At 63.2% G+C, this 21,716-nt stretch carries 20 protein-coding genes; 12 read left to right on the plus strand and 8 right to left on the minus strand.

The annotated features are described in order from the left end of the window. Positions 1–7: 7 nt before the first annotated feature. From fabB to J1G37_RS10200, 5 genes are all read right to left on the minus strand, one after another. Positions 8–1,228, minus strand: a complete 1,221-nt coding sequence (fabB, locus tag J1G37_RS10180; RefSeq protein ID WP_017734322.1) for a beta-ketoacyl-ACP synthase I — start codon at positions 1,226–1,228, stop codon at positions 8–10. An 11-nt stretch (positions 1,229–1,239) separates the two neighbouring features. Further along, positions 1,240–1,755, minus strand: coding sequence for a 3-hydroxyacyl-[acyl-carrier-protein] dehydratase FabA (gene fabA, locus J1G37_RS10185; RefSeq protein ID WP_010211704.1), 516 nt, complete (start codon positions 1,753–1,755; stop codon positions 1,240–1,242). A gap of 248 nt (positions 1,756–2,003) precedes the next feature. Next, on the minus strand, positions 2,004–3,905 hold the full coding sequence (locus tag J1G37_RS10190; RefSeq protein ID WP_207041480.1) for an ATP-binding protein: 1,902 nt from the start codon (positions 3,903–3,905) through the stop codon (positions 2,004–2,006). Further along, positions 3,902–4,831 carry an ABC transporter substrate binding protein gene (locus tag J1G37_RS10195; protein WP_207041481.1) on the minus strand — a complete coding sequence of 310 codons (930 nt, stop codon included), beginning with the start codon at positions 4,829–4,831 and terminating at the stop codon, positions 3,902–3,904. The genes J1G37_RS10190 and J1G37_RS10195 overlap by 4 nt, the downstream gene beginning before the upstream one ends. Before the next feature lies 1 nt (position 4,832). Further along, the gene (locus tag J1G37_RS10200) at positions 4,833–6,953 is read right to left on the minus strand and encodes a TonB-dependent receptor (protein ID WP_347402339.1); all 2,121 of its coding nucleotides are present in this window, start codon (positions 6,951–6,953) and stop codon (positions 4,833–4,835) included. Between the two features lie 195 nt (positions 6,954–7,148). Here J1G37_RS10200 and J1G37_RS10205 point away from each other — a divergent pair, with 195 nt between their 5' ends. From J1G37_RS10205 to J1G37_RS10245, 9 genes are all read left to right on the plus strand, one after another. Further along, complete coding sequence (locus J1G37_RS10205) at positions 7,149–8,174, plus strand: NAD(P)H-dependent glycerol-3-phosphate dehydrogenase (RefSeq protein WP_207041482.1); 1,026 nt, start codon at positions 7,149–7,151, stop codon at positions 8,172–8,174. A gap of 10 nt (positions 8,175–8,184) precedes the next feature. Continuing rightward, a complete protein-coding gene (locus J1G37_RS10210) occupies positions 8,185–8,532 on the plus strand; it encodes a DUF4389 domain-containing protein (RefSeq protein ID WP_017734316.1) in 348 nt (115 codons plus the stop codon). Beyond that, positions 8,529–8,978, plus strand: a complete 450-nt coding sequence (sixA, locus tag J1G37_RS10215; protein ID WP_207041483.1) for a phosphohistidine phosphatase SixA — start codon at positions 8,529–8,531, stop codon at positions 8,976–8,978. Before J1G37_RS10210 ends, sixA begins: the two co-directional genes overlap by 4 nt. An 85-nt stretch (positions 8,979–9,063) precedes the next feature. Further along, complete coding sequence (locus J1G37_RS10220; RefSeq protein WP_207041485.1) at positions 9,064–10,713, plus strand: AMP-binding protein; 1,650 nt, start codon at positions 9,064–9,066, stop codon at positions 10,711–10,713. Positions 10,714–10,744: 31 nt separating this feature from the next. Next, positions 10,745–11,188: a hotdog fold thioesterase gene (locus J1G37_RS10225; protein WP_124525306.1), complete on the plus strand. Its 444-nt coding sequence runs from the start codon at positions 10,745–10,747 to the stop codon at positions 11,186–11,188. A 97-nt stretch (positions 11,189–11,285) separates the two neighbouring features. After that, complete coding sequence (locus J1G37_RS10230; RefSeq protein WP_207041487.1) at positions 11,286–12,089, plus strand: alpha/beta hydrolase; 804 nt, start codon at positions 11,286–11,288, stop codon at positions 12,087–12,089. After that, on the plus strand, positions 12,086–12,940 hold the full coding sequence (locus tag J1G37_RS10235; RefSeq protein WP_207041488.1) for an alpha/beta hydrolase: 855 nt from the start codon (positions 12,086–12,088) through the stop codon (positions 12,938–12,940). Before J1G37_RS10230 ends, J1G37_RS10235 begins: the two co-directional genes overlap by 4 nt. Before the next feature lie 102 nt (positions 12,941–13,042). Then, a complete protein-coding gene (locus J1G37_RS10240) occupies positions 13,043–13,861 on the plus strand; it encodes a DUF4892 domain-containing protein (RefSeq protein WP_207041489.1) in 819 nt (272 codons plus the stop codon). A gap of 72 nt (positions 13,862–13,933) precedes the next feature. Next, complete coding sequence (locus J1G37_RS10245; RefSeq protein WP_207041490.1) at positions 13,934–14,995, plus strand: AI-2E family transporter; 1,062 nt, start codon at positions 13,934–13,936, stop codon at positions 14,993–14,995. A 126-nt stretch (positions 14,996–15,121) separates the two neighbouring features. On the opposite strand, the gene J1G37_RS10250 is transcribed toward J1G37_RS10245, so the two are convergent. Both J1G37_RS10250 and J1G37_RS10255 read right to left on the minus strand, forming a co-directional pair. Then, positions 15,122–16,159, minus strand: coding sequence for a HAMP domain-containing sensor histidine kinase (locus J1G37_RS10250; RefSeq protein ID WP_207041491.1), 1,038 nt, complete (start codon positions 16,157–16,159; stop codon positions 15,122–15,124). Continuing rightward, a complete protein-coding gene (locus J1G37_RS10255; RefSeq protein ID WP_277990704.1) occupies positions 16,159–16,923 on the minus strand; it encodes a response regulator in 765 nt (254 codons plus the stop codon). Before J1G37_RS10255 ends, J1G37_RS10250 begins: the two co-directional genes overlap by 1 nt. A 259-nt stretch (positions 16,924–17,182) precedes the next feature. Between J1G37_RS10255 and pyrF the strand changes: the two genes are divergently transcribed. Then, positions 17,183–17,881, plus strand: a complete 699-nt coding sequence (gene pyrF, locus J1G37_RS10260; protein WP_017734306.1) for an orotidine-5'-phosphate decarboxylase — start codon at positions 17,183–17,185, stop codon at positions 17,879–17,881. A 146-nt stretch (positions 17,882–18,027) separates the two neighbouring features. Here pyrF and J1G37_RS10265 read toward each other — a convergent pair whose 3' ends face one another. Next, positions 18,028–19,035, minus strand: a complete 1,008-nt coding sequence (locus J1G37_RS10265; protein ID WP_124525299.1) for an NADP-dependent oxidoreductase — start codon at positions 19,033–19,035, stop codon at positions 18,028–18,030. A 228-nt stretch (positions 19,036–19,263) separates the two neighbouring features. Between J1G37_RS10265 and J1G37_RS10270 the strand changes: the two genes are divergently transcribed. Together J1G37_RS10270 and J1G37_RS10275 are read left to right on the plus strand one after the other, a co-directional pair. Next, positions 19,264–20,025, plus strand: coding sequence for an SDR family oxidoreductase (locus tag J1G37_RS10270; protein WP_207041492.1), 762 nt, complete (start codon positions 19,264–19,266; stop codon positions 20,023–20,025). Between the two features lie 203 nt (positions 20,026–20,228). Continuing rightward, entirely contained in the window at positions 20,229–21,641 is a 1,413-nt protein-coding gene (locus J1G37_RS10275; protein ID WP_207041493.1) for a PLP-dependent aminotransferase family protein, read from the plus strand. Positions 21,642–21,716: the final 75 nt, after the last annotated feature.

The following is a 21,716-nucleotide window of genomic DNA, read 5'->3' on the forward strand; positions in this document are numbered from 1 at the left end:
ACAGGTGTTACTTACCCTGCCAGCGTTTCAGCACCAGGGTGGCGTTAGTGCCACCAAAGCCGAAGCTGTTGCTCATCACGGTGTCGATCTTGGCGTTTTCAACGGTCTTGAGCTGGATCGGCATGTCAGCGACGGCTGGGTCCAGTTCATCGATGTTGGCCGAGCCGGCAATGAAGTTGCCTTCCATCATCAGCAGGCAGTAGATCGCTTCGTGAACGCCGGCGGCGCCCAGGGAGTGACCCGACAGGCTCTTGGTGGAGCTGATGGCCGGAGCCTTGTCGCCGAATACCGCACGCACGCCTTCCATTTCCTTGGCGTCGCCGACCGGAGTCGAAGTGCCGTGGGTGTTCAGGTAGTCGATTGGCGTATCCACGGTGGACATTGCCATCTGCATGCAGCGGATGGCGCCTTCACCGCTTGGCGCAACCATGTCGTAGCCATCGGAAGTGGCGCCGTAGCCGACGATTTCCGCGTAGATCTTGGCACCACGGGCCAGAGCGTGTTCCAGCTCCTCGACCACCACCATGCCGCCACCGCCGGCGATGACAAAACCGTCACGCTTGGCGTCGTAGGCGCGGGAGGCCTTTTCCGGGGTTTCGTTGTACTGGGTGGACAGTGCGCCCATGGCGTCGAACAGGAACGATTGGCTCCAATGCTCTTCTTCACCGCCGCCGGCGAACACGATGTCCTGCTTGCCCAGCTGGATCTGCTCAACCGCAGTACCGATGCAGTGAGCACTGGTGGCGCAAGCCGAGGAGATCGAGTAGTTCACGCCCTTGATGGCAAATGGCGTGGCCAGGCAGGCCGAAACGGTGCTGCCCATGGTCCGCGTAACACGGTACGGGCCAACGCGCTTCACGCCTTTTTCGCGCAGGATGTCCAGCGCTTCCATTTGGTTGAGGGTCGATGCGCCGCCCGAACCGGCGATCAGGCCGGTGCGTACGTTGGAAACCTGGTCTTCGCTCAGGCCGGAGTCGGCGATGGCGTCTTTCATGGCCAGGTAGGCGTAGGCGGCAGCGTGGCCGACGAAGCGATAGATCTTGCGATCGATCAGCTCTTCGAGGGGCAGGTCGATGGAGCCGGAAACCTGGCTACGCAGACCCATTTCGGCATATTCCGGGTTGAAGCGGATGCCAGGGCGACTTGCACGCAGGTTAGCGGTGACGGTCTCTTTGTCATTGCCCAGGCAAGAAACGATGCCCAGACCAGTGATAACGACGCGGCGCATGCGGATAACCCTTAAAAGTTGTCAGTGGAAGTGAATACGCCAACCCGAAGGCCTTCGGCAGTATAGATCTCGCGACCGTCGACGCTCACCGAACCATCGGCGATGGCCAGGTTCAGCTTGCCCTTGAGGACGCGCTTGATTTGAATGTTGTAGGTGACTTTCTTGGCGGTCGGCAGGACCTGGCCAAAGAACTTCACTTCGCCCGAACCCAGGGCGCGACCGCGACCCGGCAGGCCTTGCCAGCCGAGGAAGAAACCGACCAGCTGCCACATGGCGTCAAGGCCCAGGCAGCCTGGCATGACAGGGTCGCCTTCGAAATGGCAGGCAAAGAACCACAGGTCCGGGGTGATATCCAGCTCGGCGACCAATTCACCTTTGCCGTACTTGCCACCCTCTTCGCTGATATGGGTGATGCGATCCACCATCAGCATGTTCGGGGCGGGCAGTTGCGCGTTACCTGGGCCGAACAGCTCACCGCGACTGCAGCGCAGCAGGTCTTCCCGGGTAAAGGCGTTTTGTTTGGTCATGCGAGCTCCTCAATAATCCCATGCGGCAGGGTAGGGTAAATCTTCCCGAACCGACTGAAGCGTTACGCCTCATACCGGCAGCCTACACATAGACTATTGCGTTGTAGTGAAAGTCACAGCGGCAAGGCACTGAATGTACACTTGTTCACTGAAATTTTAAACCGGGCCTGTTTATCGGTCCGTTTGGGTGCCTAAGACTGCCGCACTTTCGTCTTTCACGCCAGTCGGACTTGGCTGATGGCGTGGCGCTATTGCACCCAACGTTGCAGGATTTGCTGCAAATCCGTGCGTTTGAACGGCTTGGCCAGGTAATCGTTCATTCCGGCGGCCAGGCACGCTTCCCGGTCGCCCTGCAAGGCATTGGCGGTAAGGGCGATGATTGGCAGGTCGGCGCAGCCCGGCAATTGGCGGATCTGCCGGGTCGCCTCGTAGCCATCGATCAACGGTAACCGGCAGTCCATCAGGATCGCGGTGAAAATCAGGCTTTCGGCACTGCGGATCGCCTCGGCACCGTCGGTGGCCAGGCTGACTTCAAAGCCCAGGCTGCGCAACATGGCTTCGACCACCGTGCGGTTGACCGGGTTGTCCTCCACCAGCAACACGTGGCGGCCATCACCGGCGCTGCTTTTGCCGTCGCCGTCATGGGCAATCTTCGGCAAGTATTGCTGGTCGATGGCCAGGGGGATTTCCAGGGTAAACACCGAGCCACGATTTTCTTCGCTTTGCGCGCGCAACGTGCCGCCCATGCGTTCGGCCAGGGTGCGGGCGATGGGCAGGCCCAGGCCGGTGCCGCCGTAGCGTCTGGAAATGGAGCTGTCGGCCTGCTGGAACGCGTCGAACATCAGCTCCAGGCGCTCGGCCGAAATGCCGATGCCGCTGTCACGTACGGTGCAGGTAAACCACAGCAGTTCGTGATCGAGGGGTTGCCACTGTGGCTCGATGGTCACGTTGCCCTGTTCGGTGAACTTCAAGGCGTTGCCGATCAGGTTCACCAGGATTTGCCGGATGCGGGTCGGGTCACCTTGCACTTGCAGGGCGGCCATGCCCGGCGGAATCAGCAGCTCCAACACCAGCCCGCGTTGCACGGCGCTGTGCTGGAAGGCTTGGGCGCAGCTGTTGATCAGGTCTGCCAGGTTGAACGGGATATGCTCCAGCTCCAGCGCGGCCCGTTCGATGCGCGAGAAGTCGAGGATATCGTTGATGACCTTGAGCAAATGCTCGGTGGACTCGGAGGCCAGCGCCGCGTATTCGGTCTGCTCCTCGGTCATCTCGGTGGTTTCCAGCAGTTGTAACATACCCAGTACGCCGTTCATCGGCGTGCGCAGCTCATGGCTCATCATCGCCAGGAAATCCGACTTGGCATTGTTCGCCCGTTCCGCCTCTTCGCGAGTCTGGATCAACTGGGCCATGGCCTGGTGTTGCTCGCGGCTGGCCTGGTTGAGGCCTTCGGCCAGGTTGTTGATATGCCGCGACAGGTCGCCCAGCTCCGAGTCATCGACAATCGGCAGCGGGGTCTTGTAGTCGCCTTGCTGGATCGCCTTGACCGCGTGGCCCATGGCGCTGATCGGCTGCGACAGGCTTGCGGCCAGGCGCCGCGCCAGCAGAAAGGTAAACAGCAGGGCAAACAGCGCCAGGATGCCGGCCTTGAACAGGATTTCCTGCTGGCGCTGGCTGAACGCGTCGTTGGACATGCCGACGATCACCCGTCCCAGGTAATCCGCGCGGGGCGCCTTGGGTTCGTTGAGGTTGTCCTGGAAAAAATCATTGCCCAGCTGGATATGTTGCAGGCGGATCGGCGCCTGGAAGACTTTGACCGACAGCGAACGGTCATGGGTTTCCGAAGGTTGTTCGACATACACCAGGATGTTCTCGGCGCTGTCCTGGATCTCCAGGAAGCGCACATGGGGCGTCGCCAGTGTCGCGCGCAGCAGGCTCTCCAGCACATCGTTGTTGCCGGAAATCACCCCGTACTCGGTGGCGGGCGCCAGTTGGTTGGCGATCAGTTGGCCGGTGTGGTCCAGCTCCTGGCGCAAATCCTGGATGCGCACGAAGGTAAAGAAGCTGATCAACAGCAACGTCAGCAACAGCGCCGGGCCCAGGGTAATGAGCTGGGTGCGGGTGTTGATATCCCAACGACGACGCAGGGTCATGGGCGTTTTTCTCCTTCGGCCAACCGGGCGGCGACGTTGGTTTCATCAACCTCTTCGAGCCCCAGCGAGCGTGCGACTTGCGGGTTGCCCGCGACTTTGAAGTGTTCCGGGTACAGTGTGCGTGGCCAGGTGGCCGGTGGCTGATCCAGCAGGCGGTCGAGCACTGCCAGCCAATCGCTCTGGTCGCTGTAGGTGCTGGCCAGGCTGCCGGCCCGGACGAACCCGGCATTGGGCCCCACCAGCGGCAATTGCCGGGCGTAGCTGCTCAACAGCAGGTTTTTCGCGGTTTTCGGGTTGTAGAGTTGCGGGTCATCGAGGCCGAGCAGCACATCACTGCTCTTGAACAGGTTTTGCAACGGGCGGCTGTCATTGGTGTTTTCCCACAGCTGCGGCACTACTTCCAGGCCCATGGGCGTGGCGTACTCACGCAGTTCTGGCAGGAGGAACTCGCTGTCGGCCGCGTAGAGCACGCCGATGCGCCGGGCCTGGGGCAGGATGCTGGCGATCAACTGCAACTGGCGCGCCAACGGCGGGTCGCTCCACAGCAGGCTGATCCTGGCCGGTAGGTGGTTGCCCAGGCGTTGCCGGGCTTGCAGGCGACTGATGCGCAGCACCAGGGTCGGCGGGCCCTGGGCGTCTTGCAGGCGCCAGTCGAGCCCCGCCAGGTCCAGCAGGACCAGGCGCGTGCTCGCGGGCAGGCGGCCCGGTGCGGGCAAGTCCTTGAGCGGGGTAAAGGTGACGTGGTCTTCCGGGCGTGCCTTGGCCAGGGCTTCGGTGAAGGCCTGTACGCCAGCGCCGTCGTCGGCAGCGGTCAGCAGGATATCGGCAGTCCAGGCCGGCACACTGAACAGCAGGCACAGCAACAGCAAGGCGCGCCGCCAAAGCCTTGGCCTATAGACGTGGGTCATCCTTGACTGAGCGCCCATGTCAGAACTCTAGCTCCGCACTGAAATAGAGCACATGACGCGAGTCGTAGTTGTTATCGGCCCAGGTGGTGGGCTGGTTATCGAGGCGTTGTTGCAACATGCCGGCCAGCTCCACGTTGGCTTTGCCCAGGGCAATGCGCTTGGCCACCCGCAGGTCGACCCGTTCGAAGCGATATTGGTTGAGTGCATCGTCGCCATAATAGAACAGCGCGCTGGACCAGCCCCGGCCCCATTCCCGCAGCCAGCCGGCCGAGCCACTGTTGCGCGCGGTCTGGGCTTTGTCCCGGGGGTTGCTGGTGGTGGCGTCGACGTAAGCATAGGTCAGCCGCAGGCGGTCGGCGCTGCTCATGCGCCAGTCGAATTGGGATTCGGCGCCGGTAAACCGCGAGCTGTTGGCGTTGCTGGCAATGTACTGGTTATTGCGCAGCGGCGAACTGATCATCTCGGTGATTTCGTCGTAGAACAGCTTCACGTCCAGGTTCAGCCCGATGTCGGCGAAAAAACCGTTGTAGCCCAGCTCCCGCGAGCGCATCAGCTCTTTGTCGAGGTTGCCCGGGCCACGTGTCACCACAAAGTACTGGCCGGCATTCTGCCCGTAGGCCGGTGAACTGAGGTTGGTGACGCGGTAGCTCCAGTTGACGTTGTTCTCGAACATATCTGGCGAGCGGATCGCCTCGGAATACACCGCGCGCAAACCGTGGCGCGGGTTGATCAGGTAGTTGACCGCCACCCGTGGCGTCAACGAGCTGCCGCTCAGGTGGGTGTCTTCGAACATCGCCCCGCCCTGCAACAACCAGTGCTCGCTGGCGCGCCATTCCAGTTGGCCGAACAGGCGCCAGGTGGTGTCATCCAGGGTGCCGTTGAAGTAGGTGTCGGAGTCGGCGCGGTCATAGCGATAATTCACACCGCTGACCAGGCGCAGGCTGTCGGACAGGCTCAGGGTGTCCTGGATCTCCAGGTCGTAGCGGCTTTCGCGGGTGCTTTGGTTGATGTCACCGCACACGCTCTGGTTGGCGCCGTTGCGCCATTGGTCCAGGACCTGGTTACCCAATGCTTGCTCGTCGGCGCTGCCCGGCGGGGCGACGCCCTGGCTGTAACTGTCCATGTGCCGCGCCAGCTGTTCGGCGTAGTTCGGGTTGAGCTGCCACAGGCGCGTCAATTCGGGGCTGAACGAGACCTTGGCGTCGCAGGCCTTCCAGATCTGCTGGCGATCCCACTGTTGGGCGGAGCCTTGGATGTAGAGGCTGTGCTCGGGGTTGAAGTCGAAGTTCCAGCGCAGGGACGCGGCATAGTCCTTGGCAGCGACGTCGGAATTGTTGCCACCTTCGGTAATCCCGTCGAATACCGGCGTGTAGGTATAGGGCCGCTGGTTGGTCCCTTCCTTGGCATTCAGTTGCCAGTCGAGGCTTTGTTGCGCGTTCAGCGTCTGGCTCACGGCCAGGCTGAAGCGGTTGAGGCGACGGCTGTCGCGGCGGTCGGCGCCGGCGGCATCGCTATCAAAGCCGTCGTCCTGTTGCCCGGACAGGGACAGGCGCAGGTCGCCGGTGTCCCAGCGCACGCCCTGGCTGGCGTAGAAATCGTTGATCCCGCGCTCGCCACGGATGACTTTGACCCGCGTGCCCTGGCTGTTGGCCGGTGAGCGCGTGAGGATATTGACCACCGCCATCAACGCATTGGCGCCGTAGCTGACGGTGTTGGGGCCACGGAACACTTCGATGCGCTCGATATCTTCCATGGCCACTGGAATGTCGCTCCAGTCCACGGTCGCCAGGCCGGCGCGGTACACCGAGCGCCCGTCGATCAACACCTGCATGCGCCGTGCGTCGCTGGCACTGGTGCCGTGGTAGTTCACCGCCGCCTGGTTGCCGGTGGTGTAGCCGACCATCATCCCCGGCACCAGGCGCAGCAGCTCGCTGATGTCCCGCGCGCCGCTGGCCTTGATCAACTCGCTGTCGATCACCGTCATGCTGCCCGGCACGGCGGCAGCCGATTGCTTGAGGCGGGTGGCGGTGAGCACCTGCGGCAGCGGTTGGCTGTCGAGGAACAGATCGTCGGCCAAAGCCGTGCCGCTGCACAGCAGCATCAGCAGCAGGGATGAACGGGGAGGAGGGCCCAAATACACGGAACGGCCTTGATAATTGCGGATAGCCGCCCATGTTAACTGAGGTCGGGCCATTTGCCAGTCGTAGGACTTGCAATTACTTCACACAAATGTGGCATTTTCTGACATTCCCGCGAATTGACGTGGGGGCTGGCCGCAAGCGGGTCGCTCCGTATAATGCCGCCATCGCCACTGGTATGGATTAACGGATTGCATATGACTGAACAGCGCCCTATTGCGGTCCTCGGAGGCGGAAGTTTTGGCACCGCCGTGGCTAACCTGCTGGCCGAAAACGGCCACGCGGTGCGCCAGTGGATGCGTGATCCCGAGCAGGCCGAGGCTATCCGGGTACACCGCGAAAACCCCCGTTACCTTAAAGGCATCAAGATCCACGCGGCCGTCGAGCCTGTCACGGACTTGCTGGCAACCCTGACGGCGTGCGACCTGTGCTTCGTCGCGCTGCCGTCCAGCGCCTTGCGCGCGGTGCTGGCGCCCCATGCCGAGCGCTTGGCCGGCAAGCTGCTGGTCAGCCTGACCAAAGGCATCGAGGCGCAGACCTTTATGCTGATGAGTGAAATCCTCGCCGAGATCGCCCCCCAGGCGCGCATTGGCGTGTTGTCCGGGCCGAACCTGGCGCGGGAAGTCGCCGAGCACGCGTTGACTGCCACGGTCATCGCCAGTGAAGACGAAGAACTGTGCGAGCGCGTCCAGGCCGTCCTGCATGGCCGCACCTTCCGCGTCTACGCCAGCGGCGACCGGTTTGGTGTCGAACTGGGCGGCGCGTTGAAAAACGTCTACGCGATCATCGCCGGCATGGCGGTGGCGCTGGGCATGGGTGAAAACACCAAGAGCATGCTGATCACCCGTGCGCTGGCCGAGATGACCCGCTTTGCGGTGAACCAGGGCGCCAACCCGATGACCTTCCTCGGGCTGGCCGGCGTGGGCGACTTGATCGTCACGTGCTCGTCGCCGAAAAGCCGCAACTACCAGGTCGGTTTCGCCCTGGGCCAGGGCTTGAGCCTGGAGGACGCGGTGACGCGCCTGGGCGAAGTGGCCGAAGGCGTCAACACGCTCAAAGTGCTGAAGGCCAAGGCCCAGGAAGTCGGCGTGTATATGCCGTTGGTCGCCGGGTTGCACGCGATCCTGTTTGAAGGGCGCACCTTGAACCAGGTCATCGAGCTGCTGATGCGCGCCGAGCCGAAAACCGATGTCGATTTTATTTCCACCAGTGGTTTCAACTGAGGAACGCGTCATGAACGATCCGAAAGCAGCACCCAAGTACGAATCCATTGTGTTGCGCATTCTCTGGATGCTGGTGTTTGCCCTGGTGTGGCAGGTCGCGCAGTTCCTGCTCGGCGCCTTGGTTGTCGTGCAACTGATCTACCGCCTGGTGTACGGCGCGCCGAACCTGGGCCTGATGAACTTCGGCGACAGCCTCAGCCAGTTCCTCGCGCAGATCGGCCGCTTCGGCAGCTTCCACACCGAGCAAAAGCCGTGGCCGTTCGCCGATTGGCCAACCCCGCGCGCACCCGAGGGCGAAGCCGCCCACAGCGTGCCGCCCGCGCCGCACCCGGTGCGCGATGAAGAGCCAAAACTGTGAAGCTGTGGATTTTGCGCCACGGTGAGGCCGAAGGGCATGCCCGCACGGATGCCGAGCGCAACCTCACCGAACATGGTCGTGGCGAAGTCTTGCGCAGTGCCGCGCACCTGATCGGCCAGCCCCTCAGTGCGATCATCGCCAGCCCCTATGTGCGGGCGCAGCAGACTGCACAACTGGTGCGCCAGGCCCTCGGTTTTGAGCCGCAAATCCGCACGGTGCCGTGGCTGACGCCCGAGGGCAACCCGCTGCAAGTGCTGGAACAGCTCGACACCGATGACAACGTGCTGCTGGTCAGCCATCAGCCGTTGGTGGGCAGCCTGATCAGCTTTTTGCAGCATGGCCATCAGCGTCAGCCGCAACCGATGCACACCGCGAGCCTCGCGGAACTGGAAGGGGATTTTCCGCTGGCGGGGCTGATGAGCCTGGTCAGCGTGAAGAATCCGTAGGCTGGATCACGGCTTTGTGTGTGCTATATAGTCAGCCAAGCAAGTGCTTGGTTGGCTATGATCGGACCACACAGGAGCGCGTCCCATGCCCGTCGCTTTTCGTTTGCCGTTGCAGGTCTTCTTTGAACGTGAAGCGCGCCATCCGCGCAAAACCTTTCTGGTACAGCCCGTTGGCGGTGGCGAGGTGCACAGCCTCACCTGGGGCGAAGTTGGCCACCAGGCCCGTTGCGCCGCGCACTGGCTGCGTGCCCGCGAACTGCCCCGTGGCTCGCACATTGCCCTGATCTCGAAAAACTGCGCGCACTGGATCATCGCCGACCTGGCGATCTGGATGGCCGGGCATGTCTCGGTACCGCTGTACCCCAACCTCACTGCCGACTCCGTCGCCCATGTTTTGACGCACTCCGAAGCGGCGCTGGTGTTCATCGGCAAGCTCGACGATTGGCCCGCGATGGCGCCCGGTGTGCCCGCAGGCGTGCCGACCATCAGCCTGCCGCTGTGCCCGCCCGGCGCGTTTGATTTCACGTGGGCCGACCTGCAAGCCTGCACGCCCATTCAAGACAACCCGGAGCCTGCAGCCTCGGACCTTGCCACCATCATCTACACCTCCGGCACCACCGGCCTGCCCAAGGGCGTGATGCACAGCTTCGGCGCCCTGGGCTTTGCCGCCACGCGCGGCACCGAGGTGTTTGGCCTGGGGGAGGGCGACCGGTTGTTGTCGTACTTGCCGCTGTGCCATGTGGCCGAACGGATGTTTGTCGAGATGGCGGCGATTTATACCGGGCAAACCGTATTTTTCGCTGAGAGCCTGGATACCTTTCTGACGGACCTGCGCCGGGCGCGGCCGACGGCGTTGTTTGGTGTGCCGCGCATCTGGACCAAATTCCAGCTGGGCGTCTACGCCAAGATCCCGCAAAAGCGCCTCGACACCCTGTTGCGCCTGCCGTTTATCGGCAAGCGTGTGGGCCACAAAGTGCTCGCCGGCCTCGGTCTGGATGCGCTGCGCATCGCCCTGTCCGGCGCGGCGCCGGTGCCCGAGGCGCTGCTGCGCTGGTATCAACGCCTGGGCCTGGATGTGCTGGAGGTGTACGGCATGACCGAAAGCTGCGGCTACTCCCATGTGTGCCGCCCCGGCCAGCAGACAATCGGCTGGATCGGCCAGCCATGCCCGGGTGTTGAAGTGCGCATCGACGCCTCGGGTGAAGTGCAGGTGCGCAGCGGTGCGACCATGCTCGGTTACTTCAAGGACCCCGAGAAGACCGCCGAGACCCTCACCGCTGATGGCTTCCTGCGCACCGGCGACAAGGGCGAGCAGGACGCCGACGGCCGCCTGCGCCTGACCGGGCGGCTCAAGGAAATCTTCAAGACCAGCAAAGGCAAATACGTGGCCCCGGCGCCGATTGAAAACCGCCTGGCCGAACATGCCCATATCGAGCAGGTGTGCGTGGTCGGCGATGGCCTCGGCGCGCCGATTGCGTTGTGTGTGTTATCGACGCTGGCGCACGACCGCCAAGCCCTGCAAGGCAGCCTTGAGCGCTGGCTGGAGGCGGTCAACCAGGGGCTGGATAAACATGAGCGCCTGCGCCAATTGGTGGTGGTCAATGACAGCTGGGCGGTGGAAAACGGCTTCCTGACGCCGACCCTGAAGATCAAGCGCAACGTGATCGAATCGACTTACGGTGCACATTTGCAGACGTGGAGCGAGCGTTCCGAATCCGTTCTGTGGCAGGATTAGGCTCATCATAAAACCAACAAAGGACTTCCCCATGGGCCTGTGGCGCACCCAACCCAACATCGAACAACTCAACGCGATCCAGAAAAACACCATTGGTGAACTGCTGGACATTCGCTTCGAAAGCTTCGACGACGAATCCCTGACCGCCAGCATGGTGGTCGATCACCGTACCCATCAGCCCTACGGCCTGCTGCACGGCGGCGCGTCGGTGGTGCTGGCGGAAAGCGTCGGCTCCATGGCGGCCTACCTGTGTATCGATGCCAGCAAGTTCTATTGCGTGGGCCTGGAGGTCAACGCCAACCACCTGCGCGGTGTGCGCAGCGGGCGGGTGACGGCGGTGGCGCGGGCGATCCATATCGGCCGCACGACCCAGGTGTGGGACATCCGCCTGACCAGCGATGAAGGCAAGGCCAGCTGCGTTTCGCGCCTGACCATGGCCGTGGTGCCGCTCGGCGAGCAGCCACCCGCGCGATAGGCGTGGCGTGAGTGTCATCATTCCTGGCAGTTACAGTCATTGCTGTGGCGGCCAGGCGTGGTGACAATCGATTTCTGTTTTTGTAGATGAGTCCGGTATGTCGCAGCACGTGTTTTTTGCCCACGCCAATGGTTTCCCTTCGGCTACGTACGGCAAGTTGTTTGCCGCCCTGGCCCCGGAATACGCCGTGGCTCACTTGCCGCAGCACGGTCACGACCCCAGGTTTCCGGTGGACGATAACTGGCAGAACCTGGTGGACGAGTTGATCCACCATTTGGAACAGCAGCCGGAACCGGTGTGGGGCGTGGGCCATTCCCTGGGTGGCGTGCTGCATCTGCACGCGGCCATGCGTTGCCCGCAGTTGTACCGTGGCGTGGTGATGCTCGACTCGCCGGTGCTGACCCGTGCCGACCGCTGGGTGATTCGCGCCGCCAAGCGCCTGGGTTTTATCGACCGCCTGACCCCGGCCGGGCGCACTCTGGGCCGGCGTGAAGAGTTCAATGATCTGGACAGCGCGCGCAGCTACTTCGCGGGCAAAACCCTGTTTCGCGGTTTTGACCCGGAATGCTTCGACGCGTACCTGCAGCACGGCCTGCACCAGGTGGGCGACCGCCTGCGCCTGCGCTTCGACCCGGCCACCGAAATCAGCATCTACCGGGGCGTCCCCCACACCAGCCCGGGCCAGGTGCGCCAGTTGAAAGTGCCGCTGGCCGTGGTGCGCGGCCGCCAGAGCCGGGTGGTAATGCGGCATCACGCCAGTGGCGTCGATCGCCTGCCGATGGGTGAAATGCTCACCATGCCGGGCGGTCATATGTTCCCCCTCGAACGGCCCCAGGACACCGCGACCTTGATCAAGAACCTGTTCTCCCGCTGGGCCGCCCGTGAGGGCAACTGCCCATGAGTGCGGCGGTGGAAGAAGTGCGCCTGTGCCTGCCCCATATAGAGTTGGCGGCTCACTTGTTTGGTCCCGAAGACGGTTTGCCGGTGATCGCCCTGCATGGCTGGCTGGACAACGCCAACAGCTTTGCGCGGCTGGCGCCGAAACTTCAGGGCTTGCGCATCGTCGCCCTGGACATGGCGGGGCATGGACATTCGGCGCATCGCCCTGCAGGGGCCGGTTATGCCTTGTGGGATTATGTCCACGATGTGCTGCAAGTCGCCGAACAACTGGGCTGGAAACGTTTTGCATTACTTGGCCACTCCCTTGGCGCCATCGTGTCCCTGGTGCTGGCCGGTGCGTTGCCTGAGCGCGTGACGCACTTGGGATTGATCGACGGCGTAATCCCACCGACCGCCAGCGGCGAGAACGCCGCCGAGCGCCTGGGCATGGCGTTGCAGGCGCAATTGGACCTGCAAGACAAACGCAAGCCGGTCTACGCCACACAGGACCGTGCCGTGGAAGTGCGCATGAAAGGCCTGGTGGCGGTCAGCCGCGAAGCCGCCGAACTGCTGGCCCAGCGCGGTTTGATGCCGGTGCCGGGCGGTTACACCTGGCGTACCGATAGCCGCCTGACCCTTGCTTCGCCGATGCGCCTGACTGACGAACAAGCCATGGCCTTCGTCCGGCGGGTGGGTTGCCCTACGCAGTTGGTAGTCGCGGCCGACGGCATGCTGGCGAAACATCCAGAATTGCTTTCCCAGCTGCCCTTCAGCGTGACCACGCTGCCAGGCGGCCATCATTTGCACCTGAATGACGAGCCCGGCGCGGCTCTTGTTGCAGACTGTTTCAATCGGTTCTTCTCTGCGCCTTGACTTGGCGGGGTCAACTGCCGAGGCTGGGCGGATTGAAAGGGAGTCAACCATGAACCATCTCAACACTGCTCTGACCTCCGCTGGCCACGGCGCGTTGATTCTATGAGCGTGCGTAACGGCTGTATCCGTATCCTCGGGCTAAGCCTGCTCAGCCCACTGGTGTTCGCCGCCGACGTGCCGGGTAGCCAGGACCTGCCGGCCGTGGCCCGGCAAGTCGACGCGCAAATCGTCGATTACCGCCCCGCCGAAGAAAAGGAACGCATCTACCCCATGGGCGCGATCCGCAAGATCAGCGGCCAGTTGCGCTACGAAGGCCAGGCCACCGCACGCGGCCAGGCCACGGCGATTACCTATGAGTTGCCCGCCGAGCACAGTTCCAGCACCGCGTTTACCGCCACGCGCGAGGCGTTGCAGGCCAAAGGCGCGCAGTTGCTGTTCTGGTGCAAGGCCCGTGATTGCGGCGAAAGCAGCCTGTGGGCCAACGAGATCTTCGGCAACGCCAAGCTGGTGGGCGCCGACAGCGAGCAGGAATACCTGCTGCTGCGCCTGGCCGAGCCGCAAGCGAACAGTCTGATCGCGCTGTACGCCATTACCCGTGGCAACCGCCGCGCCTATCTGCACGTGGAGCAGTTGGATGCCGGCGCGCCGCTGGGCGACCTGCTGCCCACCTCGGCCACGCTGCTGCGCGAGCTTAAAAGCACCGGTGAGCTGGACTTTCCTACGTTGTGCGCCGAGCCGGATGACACTTGGCTGACCTTGATTTCCCGCGGGCTCAACCTCGACACCACCCTGCGTGTCAGCCTCGCCGGGCCGAATGCCGAAGCCTGGCGCCAAGCCCTGATCGACAAGGGCGTGCGTGCCGCGCGCCTGGAGACCGGCACCGGCGACACCAAGGGCCTGCACCTGCATCTGATACGCTAGGCGTTATCGGGCGAACGGCCCCGCGCCGTTCGCCTAAGCTGTCTTCCTAACGCCTTCTGCTAGAGATACCCCATGCTCAATAACGATCGCCTGCTGGTGCAAATCCTGCTGCTGGTGCTGTTTGGTGCCAGCTTCTGGGTCATGGCGCCGTTCTGGTCGGCGCTGTTCTGGGGCGCGGTGCTGGCGTTTGCCAGTTGGCCGCTGATGCGTTTGCTGACCCGCGCGCTGGGTGGCCGCGAATCGCTGGCCGCCGGCATCCTGACCCTGGGCTGGATGCTGCTAGTGGCGGTGCCGCTGGTGTGGCTGGGGTTCAACCTGGCGGATCATGTGCGCGATGCGGTGGCGCTGATCAAGGACATTCAGGTTGACGGCCTGCCCGAGGCGCCGACCTGGCTGGGCTCGCTCCCGTTTGTTGGCGAGCGGCTGGTGGGCATGTGGGACAGCATCGACCAGCAGGGTGCGGCGCTGATGGTTACGCTCAAACCCTACCTGGGCCAGGTCGGCAACTGGTTGCTGGCGCGCAGTGCGCAGATCGGCGGCGGCATTCTTGAGCTGACCCTGAGCCTGGTGTTCGTGTTCTTTTTCTACCGTGACGGGCCGCGCCTGGCGATGTTCGTGCACCGCCTGCTGGAGCGCTTGATCGGTGACCGTGCCGGTTACTACATCGAGCTGGTGGCGGGTACTGTGCAACGCGTGGTCAACGGCGTGATCGGCACCGCGGCGGCCCAGGCGCTGCTGGCGCTGATCGGCTTCCTGATCGCCGGGGTACCGGGCGCGCTGGTGCTGGGGATCGTCACCTTCCTGCTCAGCCTGATCCCCATGGGCCCGCCGCTGGTGTGGATCCCGGCCACGGCGTGGCTGGCGTGGAAGGGTGACTACACCTACGCGGTGTTCCTCGGCGTGTGGGGCACGTTCATCATCAGCGGCGTCGACAACGTGCTCAAGCCGTACCTGATCAGCCGTGGCGGCAACCTGCCGCTGGTGATCGTGCTGCTCGGGGTGTTTGGCGGGTTGATTGCGTTTGGGTTTATCGGCTTGTTTATCGGCCCGACGTTGCTGGCGGTGGCGTATAGCTTGCTGATGGATTGGAGTGCGACCCAGGCCCAAGGCCGCCGGGAAGACAAACCCTTATAATTGAGCGAGTGGAGATCATTGTGGGAGCTGGCTTGCCTGCGATAGCGGTGGGTCAGCCACACATGCATCAACTGACAGTCTGCTATCGCAGGCAAGCCAGCTCCCACATGGGCCTGCGCTAGCCTGTCAGTTTCGGGGTAGCCACATGACAGCAGTCAACCCGCCGCCTGGGGTTTCCTCCAGGCTCAGCTTCCCGCCCAAGCGCTCCGCCGCATCCTTGGATATCGTCATGCCCAGGCCGACGCCACCGGAATTGCGGTTGCGCGAGCCTTCCAGGCGAAAGAACGGTTCGAACACCGCCTCACGCTTATCCGCAGCAATCCCCGGCCCGTGGTCGATCACGCGGATGATCAGGGCCTCACGGCTGTCCTCCAGTTCGACCCGCGCCGTGCCGGCATAGCGCAACGCGTTGTCGATCAGGTTGTTGAGACACGAGCGCAAGGCCATCGGTTGTACCTGCAACGGCACGCACGTGCCGCCGTACTGCACGTCGGACCCTTGGTCCTGGGCGTTCTCGCTCATGGATTCCACCAGCGCCTGCACGTCGAGCCAATGTCGGGTTTCGCTGGTGCGCTGTTCGTGCAGGTAGCTCAGGGTCGCGTCGAGCATGCCGATCATGTCGTTGAGGTCCTGGCGCATCTGGCCCTGCAACTTGGGGTCTTCGATCTGTTCCAGGCGCAATTTGAGGCGTGACAGCGGCGTGCGCAGGTCATGGGACACCGCACCGAGCATGCGCGCACGCTGGCTGACCTGTTCGCGGATGCGCCGTTGCATCAGGTTGAAGGTCGATGCGGCCTGTTTCGCCTCGCGCGGCCCGGACTCGTCCAGCGGCGGGCTGTCGAGGTCCAGGCTCAGGCGCTCGGCGGCTTCGCTGAGGCGCTGGATCGGCCGGCTCAGCAGCTTGGCGCCGTACCAGGCGGCGATGATCAGCGAGATGAACTGGAACGTCAGCGGCACCACCGGCCCGCCAAACCAGGGGCGACGGTGTTCCTTGTTCAGCGGCACCATCCTGCCGTCCGGCTGCTCGACAAAGGTTTCCTGGGGCGGCGGCGGTGGCGGGCCGTAATAGCGGAACCAGGCGATGGCCAGCACGTGGGCGAGGATGATCGCCACCAGCAATACGCCGAACAGCCGCCCGAACAACGTATTGAAGGTGGCACGCATCAGCCGATATCCCGGGCGTCGAACAGGTAGCCTTCACCGCGCACGGTCTTGATCAACTGCGGTGCCTTGGGGTCATCGCCGAGCTTCTGGCGCAGGCGCGAGACCAGCAGGTCGATGCTGCGGTCGAAGGCTTCGATGGAGCGACCCCGGGCCGCGTCCAGCAACTGTTCGCGGCTCAGTACGCGGCGCGGCCGTTCGATAAACACCCAAAGCAGGCGGAACTCGGCGTTGGACAGCGGCACCACCAGGCCATCGTCGGCCACCAGTTGGCGCAGCACGCTGTTCAGGCGCCAGGTGTCGAAGCGGATGTTGGCGCGCTGCTCGGTGCGGTCATCGCGCACCCGGCGCAGGATGGTCTGGATGCGCGCCACCAGTTCACGCGGTTCGAACGGCTTGGACATGTAGTCGTCGGCGCCCAGTTCCAGGCCGATGATGCGGTCGGTGGGTTCGCAGCGGGCGGTGAGCATCAGGATCGGGATGTCCGACTCTGCGCGCAGCCAGCGGCACAGCGAGAGGCCGTCTTCGCCCGGCAGCATCAGGTCGAGCACCACCACGTCGAAGGTTTCGGCCTGCATGGCCACGCGCATGGCGGCGCCGTCGGTGACGCCGGTGGCGAGGATATTGAAGCGCGCCAGGTAGTCGATCAGCAGTTCGCGGATCGGCACGTCGTCATCGACAATCAGCGCGCGGGTGTTCCAGCGCTTTTCATCGGCGATCACCGAACCTTTGTGCTCGTCGTTCATAGAGACGGGAGGGGTATGCATAGTGCGATCATCTGCCTGGTTGTGACGGTCAGCATAGGCGCCCAGCCCCATGGCTGGAAGTGCTGGACGGTGGGTCGTGCGGGCGAGGCTAGCGGCGGGGCGTGTTGGGGGCATGTCGTGAATGTATCAGCTTTGAAATAATCGGCTGAAACACCCGTTTCAGTGCGTCCTGTCAGTATTTACCGATCATCGGATCCCGCAACGGCGCCGCTTGCGCTACAATCCGCGCCGATTTCGACTTGCCTGAGAGCCCATTCCAATGTCCGTCTGCCAGACTCCTATCATCGTCGCCCTGGATTACCCCACTCGTGACGCCGCACTGAAGCTGGCTGACCAGTTGGACCCGAAGCTTTGCCGGGTCAAGGTCGGCAAGGAACTGTTCACCAGCTGCGCCGCAGAAATTGTCGGCACCCTGCGTGACAAAGGCTTCGAAGTGTTCCTGGACCTTAAATTCCACGACATTCCCAACACCACCGCCATGGCCGTGAAAGCCGCCGCCGAAATGGGCGTGTGGATGGTCAATGTGCACTGCTCCGGTGGCCTGCGCATGATGACCGCCTGCCGTGAAGTGCTGGAACAGCGCAGCGGCCCGAAACCGCTGCTGATCGGTGTGACCGTGCTCACCAGCATGGAACGCGAAGACCTGGCCGGCATCGGCCTGGACATCGAGCCACAGGAGCAGGTATTGCGCCTGGCGGCGCTGGCGCAGAAGGCCGGCCTTGATGGCCTGGTGTGCTCGGCGTTGGAAGCCCAGGCGCTGAAGACCGCGCACCCGTCGCTGCAACTGGTGACCCCGGGGATTCGTCCGGCGGGCAGTGCGCAAGACGACCAGCGCCGAATCCTGACGCCGCGCCAGGCGTTGGATGCGGGTTCGGACTACCTGGTGATTGGTCGCCCGATCAGCCAGGCGGCGGATCCGGCGAAGGCGTTGGCGGCAGTGGTTGCCGAGATCGCCTGATATCTGGAGTCAGCACGGTTAAAAATGTGGGAGCGGGCTTGCCCGCGATGGCGCAGTGTCAGTTGATACATTCATAACTGATCCACCGCAATCGCGGGCAAGCCCGCTCCCACATTTAGATCTCCAACACTCAGAACCAGGGTGTTTCAGCTGACCTTCAGCACCAACTTCCCAAAGTTCTCACCGTTGAACAGCTTCATCAGCGTCTCCGGGAAGGTCTCCAGCCCCTCCACGATATCTTCCTTGCTCTTGAGCTTGCCCTGGGCCATCCAGCCGCCCATCTCCAGGCCAGCTGCGGCAAAGCCTGCCGCGTGATCCATCACCACAAAACCCTCCATGCGCGCACGATTGACCAGCAATGACAAATAGTTGGCCGGGCCTTTCACCGCTTCCTTGTTGTTGTACTGGCTGATCGCACCGCAAATCACCACCCGCGCCTTCAGCGCCAGGCGGCTGAGCACGGCGTCGAGAATGTCACCGCCGACGTTATCGAAATACACATCCACGCCCTTGGGGCACTCGCGCTTGAGCGCCGCGGGCACGTCTTCGTTTTTGTAGTCGATGGCGGCGTCGAAACCCAGCTCATCCACGAGGAATTTGCACTTGTCGGCGCCGCCGGCAATGCCCACCACGCGGCAGCCTTTGATCTTGGCGATCTGCCCGGCAATGCTGCCCACTGCACCGGCCGCGCCGGAGATCACCACGGTATCGCCGGCCTTGGGCGCGCCGGTGTCCAGCAGGGCGAAGTAGGCGGTCATGCCGGTCATGCCCAGTGCCGACAGGTAACGCGGCAGCGGCGCCAGTTTCGGATCGACCTTGTAGAAGCCGCGCGGCTCACCGAGAAAGTAATCCTGCACGCCCAAGGCGCCGTTCACGTAGTCGCCGACGGCAAACTTGGGGTTGTTCGACGCGATCACCTTGCCCACGCCCAACGCGCGCATGACTTCGCCGATGCCCACCGGTGGGATGTAGGACTTGCCTTCATTCATCCAGCCACGCATGGCTGGGTCGAGGGACAGGTATTCATTGCGCACCAGCACTTGCCCGTCCTGCGGCGTGCCCACCGGGACTTCCTGATAGGTGAAGGTGTCCCGCGTGGCGGCGCCGACCGGGCGTTTGGCGAGCAGGAATTGGCGGTTGGTCTGGGCGGTCATGGCAGGGACTCTTTTAGAAATGAACCATGATTGATAGACCCAGAACGGCTTGGGAGCAAGGTTCATCGGCCAGTGCGAATGCCCGTCGATAGGCAAGGCTGATAGTCAGGCCGGTGGCCTTATCACTGTGATCCATGCAGCGCCAACCGGCCTTCTGATAGTGCTGACGCGCCCGCCGCCGCGTTGGCTAGACTCGCCCCACGGCTATTTCTCCCAAAGGACATCCCTATGAGCATGACGTTTTCCGGCCAGGTCGCCCTGGTGACAGGTGCCGCCGCCGGTATCGGCCGCGCCACCGCGCTGGCGTTCGCCGCCGAAGGTTTGAAGGTCGTGGTTGCCGACCTGGACGCGGCAGGCGGCGAGGGCACCGTGGCGCTGATCCAGCAGGCGGGCGGTGAAGCGCTGTTTGTGCGTTGCAACGTCACCCTGGAAGCCGATGTGCAGCAACTGATGGCGCGCACGGTCGCTGCCTATGGTCGCCTGGACTACGCCTTCAACAATGCCGGGATCGAGATCGAGAAGGGCAAGCTGGCCGACGGCAGCCTGGATGAGTTCGACGCCATCATGGGTGTCAACGTCAAGGGTGTGTGGTTGTGCATGAAGTATCAACTGCCGCTGTTGCTGGCCCAGGGCGGCGGGGCGATCGTCAATACCGCGTCGGTGGCGGGTTTGGGCGCTGCGCCGAAGATGAGTATTTACGCGGCCTCCAAACATGCGGTGATCGGCCTGACCAAGTCGGCGGCCATCGAGTACGCGAAAAAGCGCATCCGCGTGAATGCCGTGTGCCCGGCGGTGATCGATACCGATATGTTCCGCCGCGCCTATGAGGCCGACCCGCGCAAGGCCGATTTCGCCGCCGCCATGCACCCGGTCGGGCGCATCGGCAAGGTCGAGGAAATCGCCGCGGCCGTGCTTTATTTGTGCAGCGACGGTGCCGCGTTTACCACCGGCCAGGCGTTGGCGGTGGACGGTGGCGCGACCGCCATCTAGGACCTGCAAACGCACCCCTACCTGAAAAGGTTCGGGGGGCTGTGGGGTTTTTCCATAGCTGGCAAAACGCCGCGTGCTAATATGTTTCATTAGGTAAATAACTCAATAAAATCAATGATTTAGTAAAAAATGCCGAGCGGCCGCGGCGTACTTCTGTGCTTAACTCTTGTGGGTTGAATAACAGACAGCGAAGTGAGTGGCTCATGGATTTAGGGATCGATCGACAAGCCCTTGTACCGGTGGTGCAACAGATCATCAGCGCGGTGGCGCAATGGATTCGCAAGAGCGGGGCGAGCCCGGGCACGCGTCTGCCCTCCATCCGCCAATTAGCCCTCGACAACCTGCTCAGCCAATCCAGCGTTATCGAGGCCTTTGAGCGCATGGTGGCCCAGGGGCTGCTGGCCTCCAAGCCGGGGTCGGGGTTTGTCGTGGCCCCGCCCACGGCCCACCACGAGCACCATTGGTATGAAGGTGCGGAACACGACTGGGGGGCCTTTACCGACAGCCCGCTGGGTGAGCTGAAACTGGGCTGTGGCTGGCTGCCGGATGCCTGGCGCGAAAGCGATGACATCAGCTACGCGATCCGCGAGGTCAGCCGCACCGACACCGGCGGTGTGTTCAACTACAGCACGCCGCTGGGGTTGCCGGTGCTGCGCGAACAATTGCTCAAGTGCCTGACCCGCATGCACGTGGCCAGCAGCCTCGACCGCATTCTCACCACCCAGGGCGCCAGCCAGGCCCAGGACCTGCTGATACGCGCGCTGCTCAAGGCCGGCGACACGGTGGTGGTGGAAACTCCTGGCTACGGCAACCTCTATCGCCAGTTGGCCTTCCAGGGCGTCAAGCTGCTGGAGGTGCCACGCACCCGTGGTGGCCCGGACATTGCCGTGCTGGAAACGCTGTTGCAGTCTCATCGGCCCAAATGCCTGTTCATTAGCAGCCTGTATCACAACCCCACCGGCACCAGCCTGTGTCGCACAGTGGCCGAGCGCTTGCTGCAACTGGCCCAGGCCGAAAATTTCCTGATCATCGAAGAAGATGTCTATGGCGACCTGCAACATGCCAACTGCACGCGCCTGGCGGCGTTGCCCCATGATGACCGGGTGATCTACATCTCCAGCTTCTCCAAGACCCTGAGCAGCGCCCTGCGGGTGGGCTATCTCAGTGCCAGTACCGCGATCATCGCGCAACTGGTCAACCTCAAGACCCTGACCGGCCTCGGTACCTCGCGGTTTGCCGAGGCGGTGGTGGCCACGCTGCTGGCCAATGGCACCTATCGCAAGTGGGTGCAGCGCCTGCGCAAGCGCCTGAACATGCAAATGTCCGCCACCCTGCAAGTGCTGGAGGACGAGGAGTGGGAGGTGTTTGCCGTGCCAGCCGGGGGCATGTTCCTGTGGGCGCGCCCTGGTGGGGAGCCGCGTGCGCGGTTGCCGGACTGTGCCCGTCGACTGGGCGTGCTGCTGTCGCCGGGGGCGTTGTTCAGCCCGACAGGGGAGCACAGCGATTGGCTGCGGATCAACGTGGCCTATGCGGCTGATCAGCGCGCCTTGGCGTTGTTCCGCCGCATGGGGCCTGCCAGATCGACCTCGACCATTCTGAAAACGACGAGCATGTAGCTTTTTGCCATTATTGTGGCGCCAATGCCTTGTGTCGGTGGCCCGTGGTTGCGAATCTCGTTGCTGGTCAATCGG

Source organism: Pseudomonas sp. Marseille-Q1929, from assembly GCF_017316265.1.
In the GTDB taxonomy this organism is placed as follows: domain Bacteria; phylum Pseudomonadota; class Gammaproteobacteria; order Pseudomonadales; family Pseudomonadaceae; genus Aquipseudomonas.

Coding starts and splice junctions, on each gene's coding strand:
- pyrF (WP_017734306.1), top strand. CDS start 17,183: ATGTCCGTCTGCCAGACTCCTATCATCGTCGCCCTGGATTACCCCACT.
- J1G37_RS10240 (WP_207041489.1), top strand. CDS start 13,043: ATGAGCGTGCGTAACGGCTGTATCCGTATCCTCGGGCTAAGCCTGCTC.
- J1G37_RS10225 (WP_124525306.1), top strand. CDS start 10,745: ATGGGCCTGTGGCGCACCCAACCCAACATCGAACAACTCAACGCGATC.
- J1G37_RS10230 (WP_207041487.1), top strand. CDS start 11,286: ATGTCGCAGCACGTGTTTTTTGCCCACGCCAATGGTTTCCCTTCGGCT.
- J1G37_RS10210 (WP_017734316.1), top strand. CDS start 8,185: ATGAACGATCCGAAAGCAGCACCCAAGTACGAATCCATTGTGTTGCGC.
- J1G37_RS10205 (WP_207041482.1), top strand. CDS start 7,149: ATGACTGAACAGCGCCCTATTGCGGTCCTCGGAGGCGGAAGTTTTGGC.
- J1G37_RS10250 (WP_207041491.1), bottom strand. CDS start 16,159: ATGCGTGCCACCTTCAATACGTTGTTCGGGCGGCTGTTCGGCGTATTG.
- J1G37_RS10195 (WP_207041481.1), bottom strand. CDS start 4,831: ATGGGCGCTCAGTCAAGGATGACCCACGTCTATAGGCCAAGGCTTTGG.
- fabA (WP_010211704.1), bottom strand. CDS start 1,755: ATGACCAAACAAAACGCCTTTACCCGGGAAGACCTGCTGCGCTGCAGT.
- J1G37_RS10270 (WP_207041492.1), top strand. CDS start 19,264: ATGAGCATGACGTTTTCCGGCCAGGTCGCCCTGGTGACAGGTGCCGCC.
- J1G37_RS10235 (WP_207041488.1), top strand. CDS start 12,086: ATGAGTGCGGCGGTGGAAGAAGTGCGCCTGTGCCTGCCCCATATAGAG.
- J1G37_RS10265 (WP_124525299.1), bottom strand. CDS start 19,035: ATGACCGCCCAGACCAACCGCCAATTCCTGCTCGCCAAACGCCCGGTC.
- J1G37_RS10220 (WP_207041485.1), top strand. CDS start 9,064: ATGCCCGTCGCTTTTCGTTTGCCGTTGCAGGTCTTCTTTGAACGTGAA.
- J1G37_RS10190 (WP_207041480.1), bottom strand. CDS start 3,905: ATGACCCTGCGTCGTCGTTGGGATATCAACACCCGCACCCAGCTCATT.
- J1G37_RS10255 (WP_277990704.1), bottom strand. CDS start 16,923: ATGCATACCCCTCCCGTCTCTATGAACGACGAGCACAAAGGTTCGGTG.
- fabB (WP_017734322.1), bottom strand. CDS start 1,228: ATGCGCCGCGTCGTTATCACTGGTCTGGGCATCGTTTCTTGCCTGGGC.
- J1G37_RS10275 (WP_207041493.1), top strand. CDS start 20,229: ATGGATTTAGGGATCGATCGACAAGCCCTTGTACCGGTGGTGCAACAG.
- J1G37_RS10245 (WP_207041490.1), top strand. CDS start 13,934: ATGCTCAATAACGATCGCCTGCTGGTGCAAATCCTGCTGCTGGTGCTG.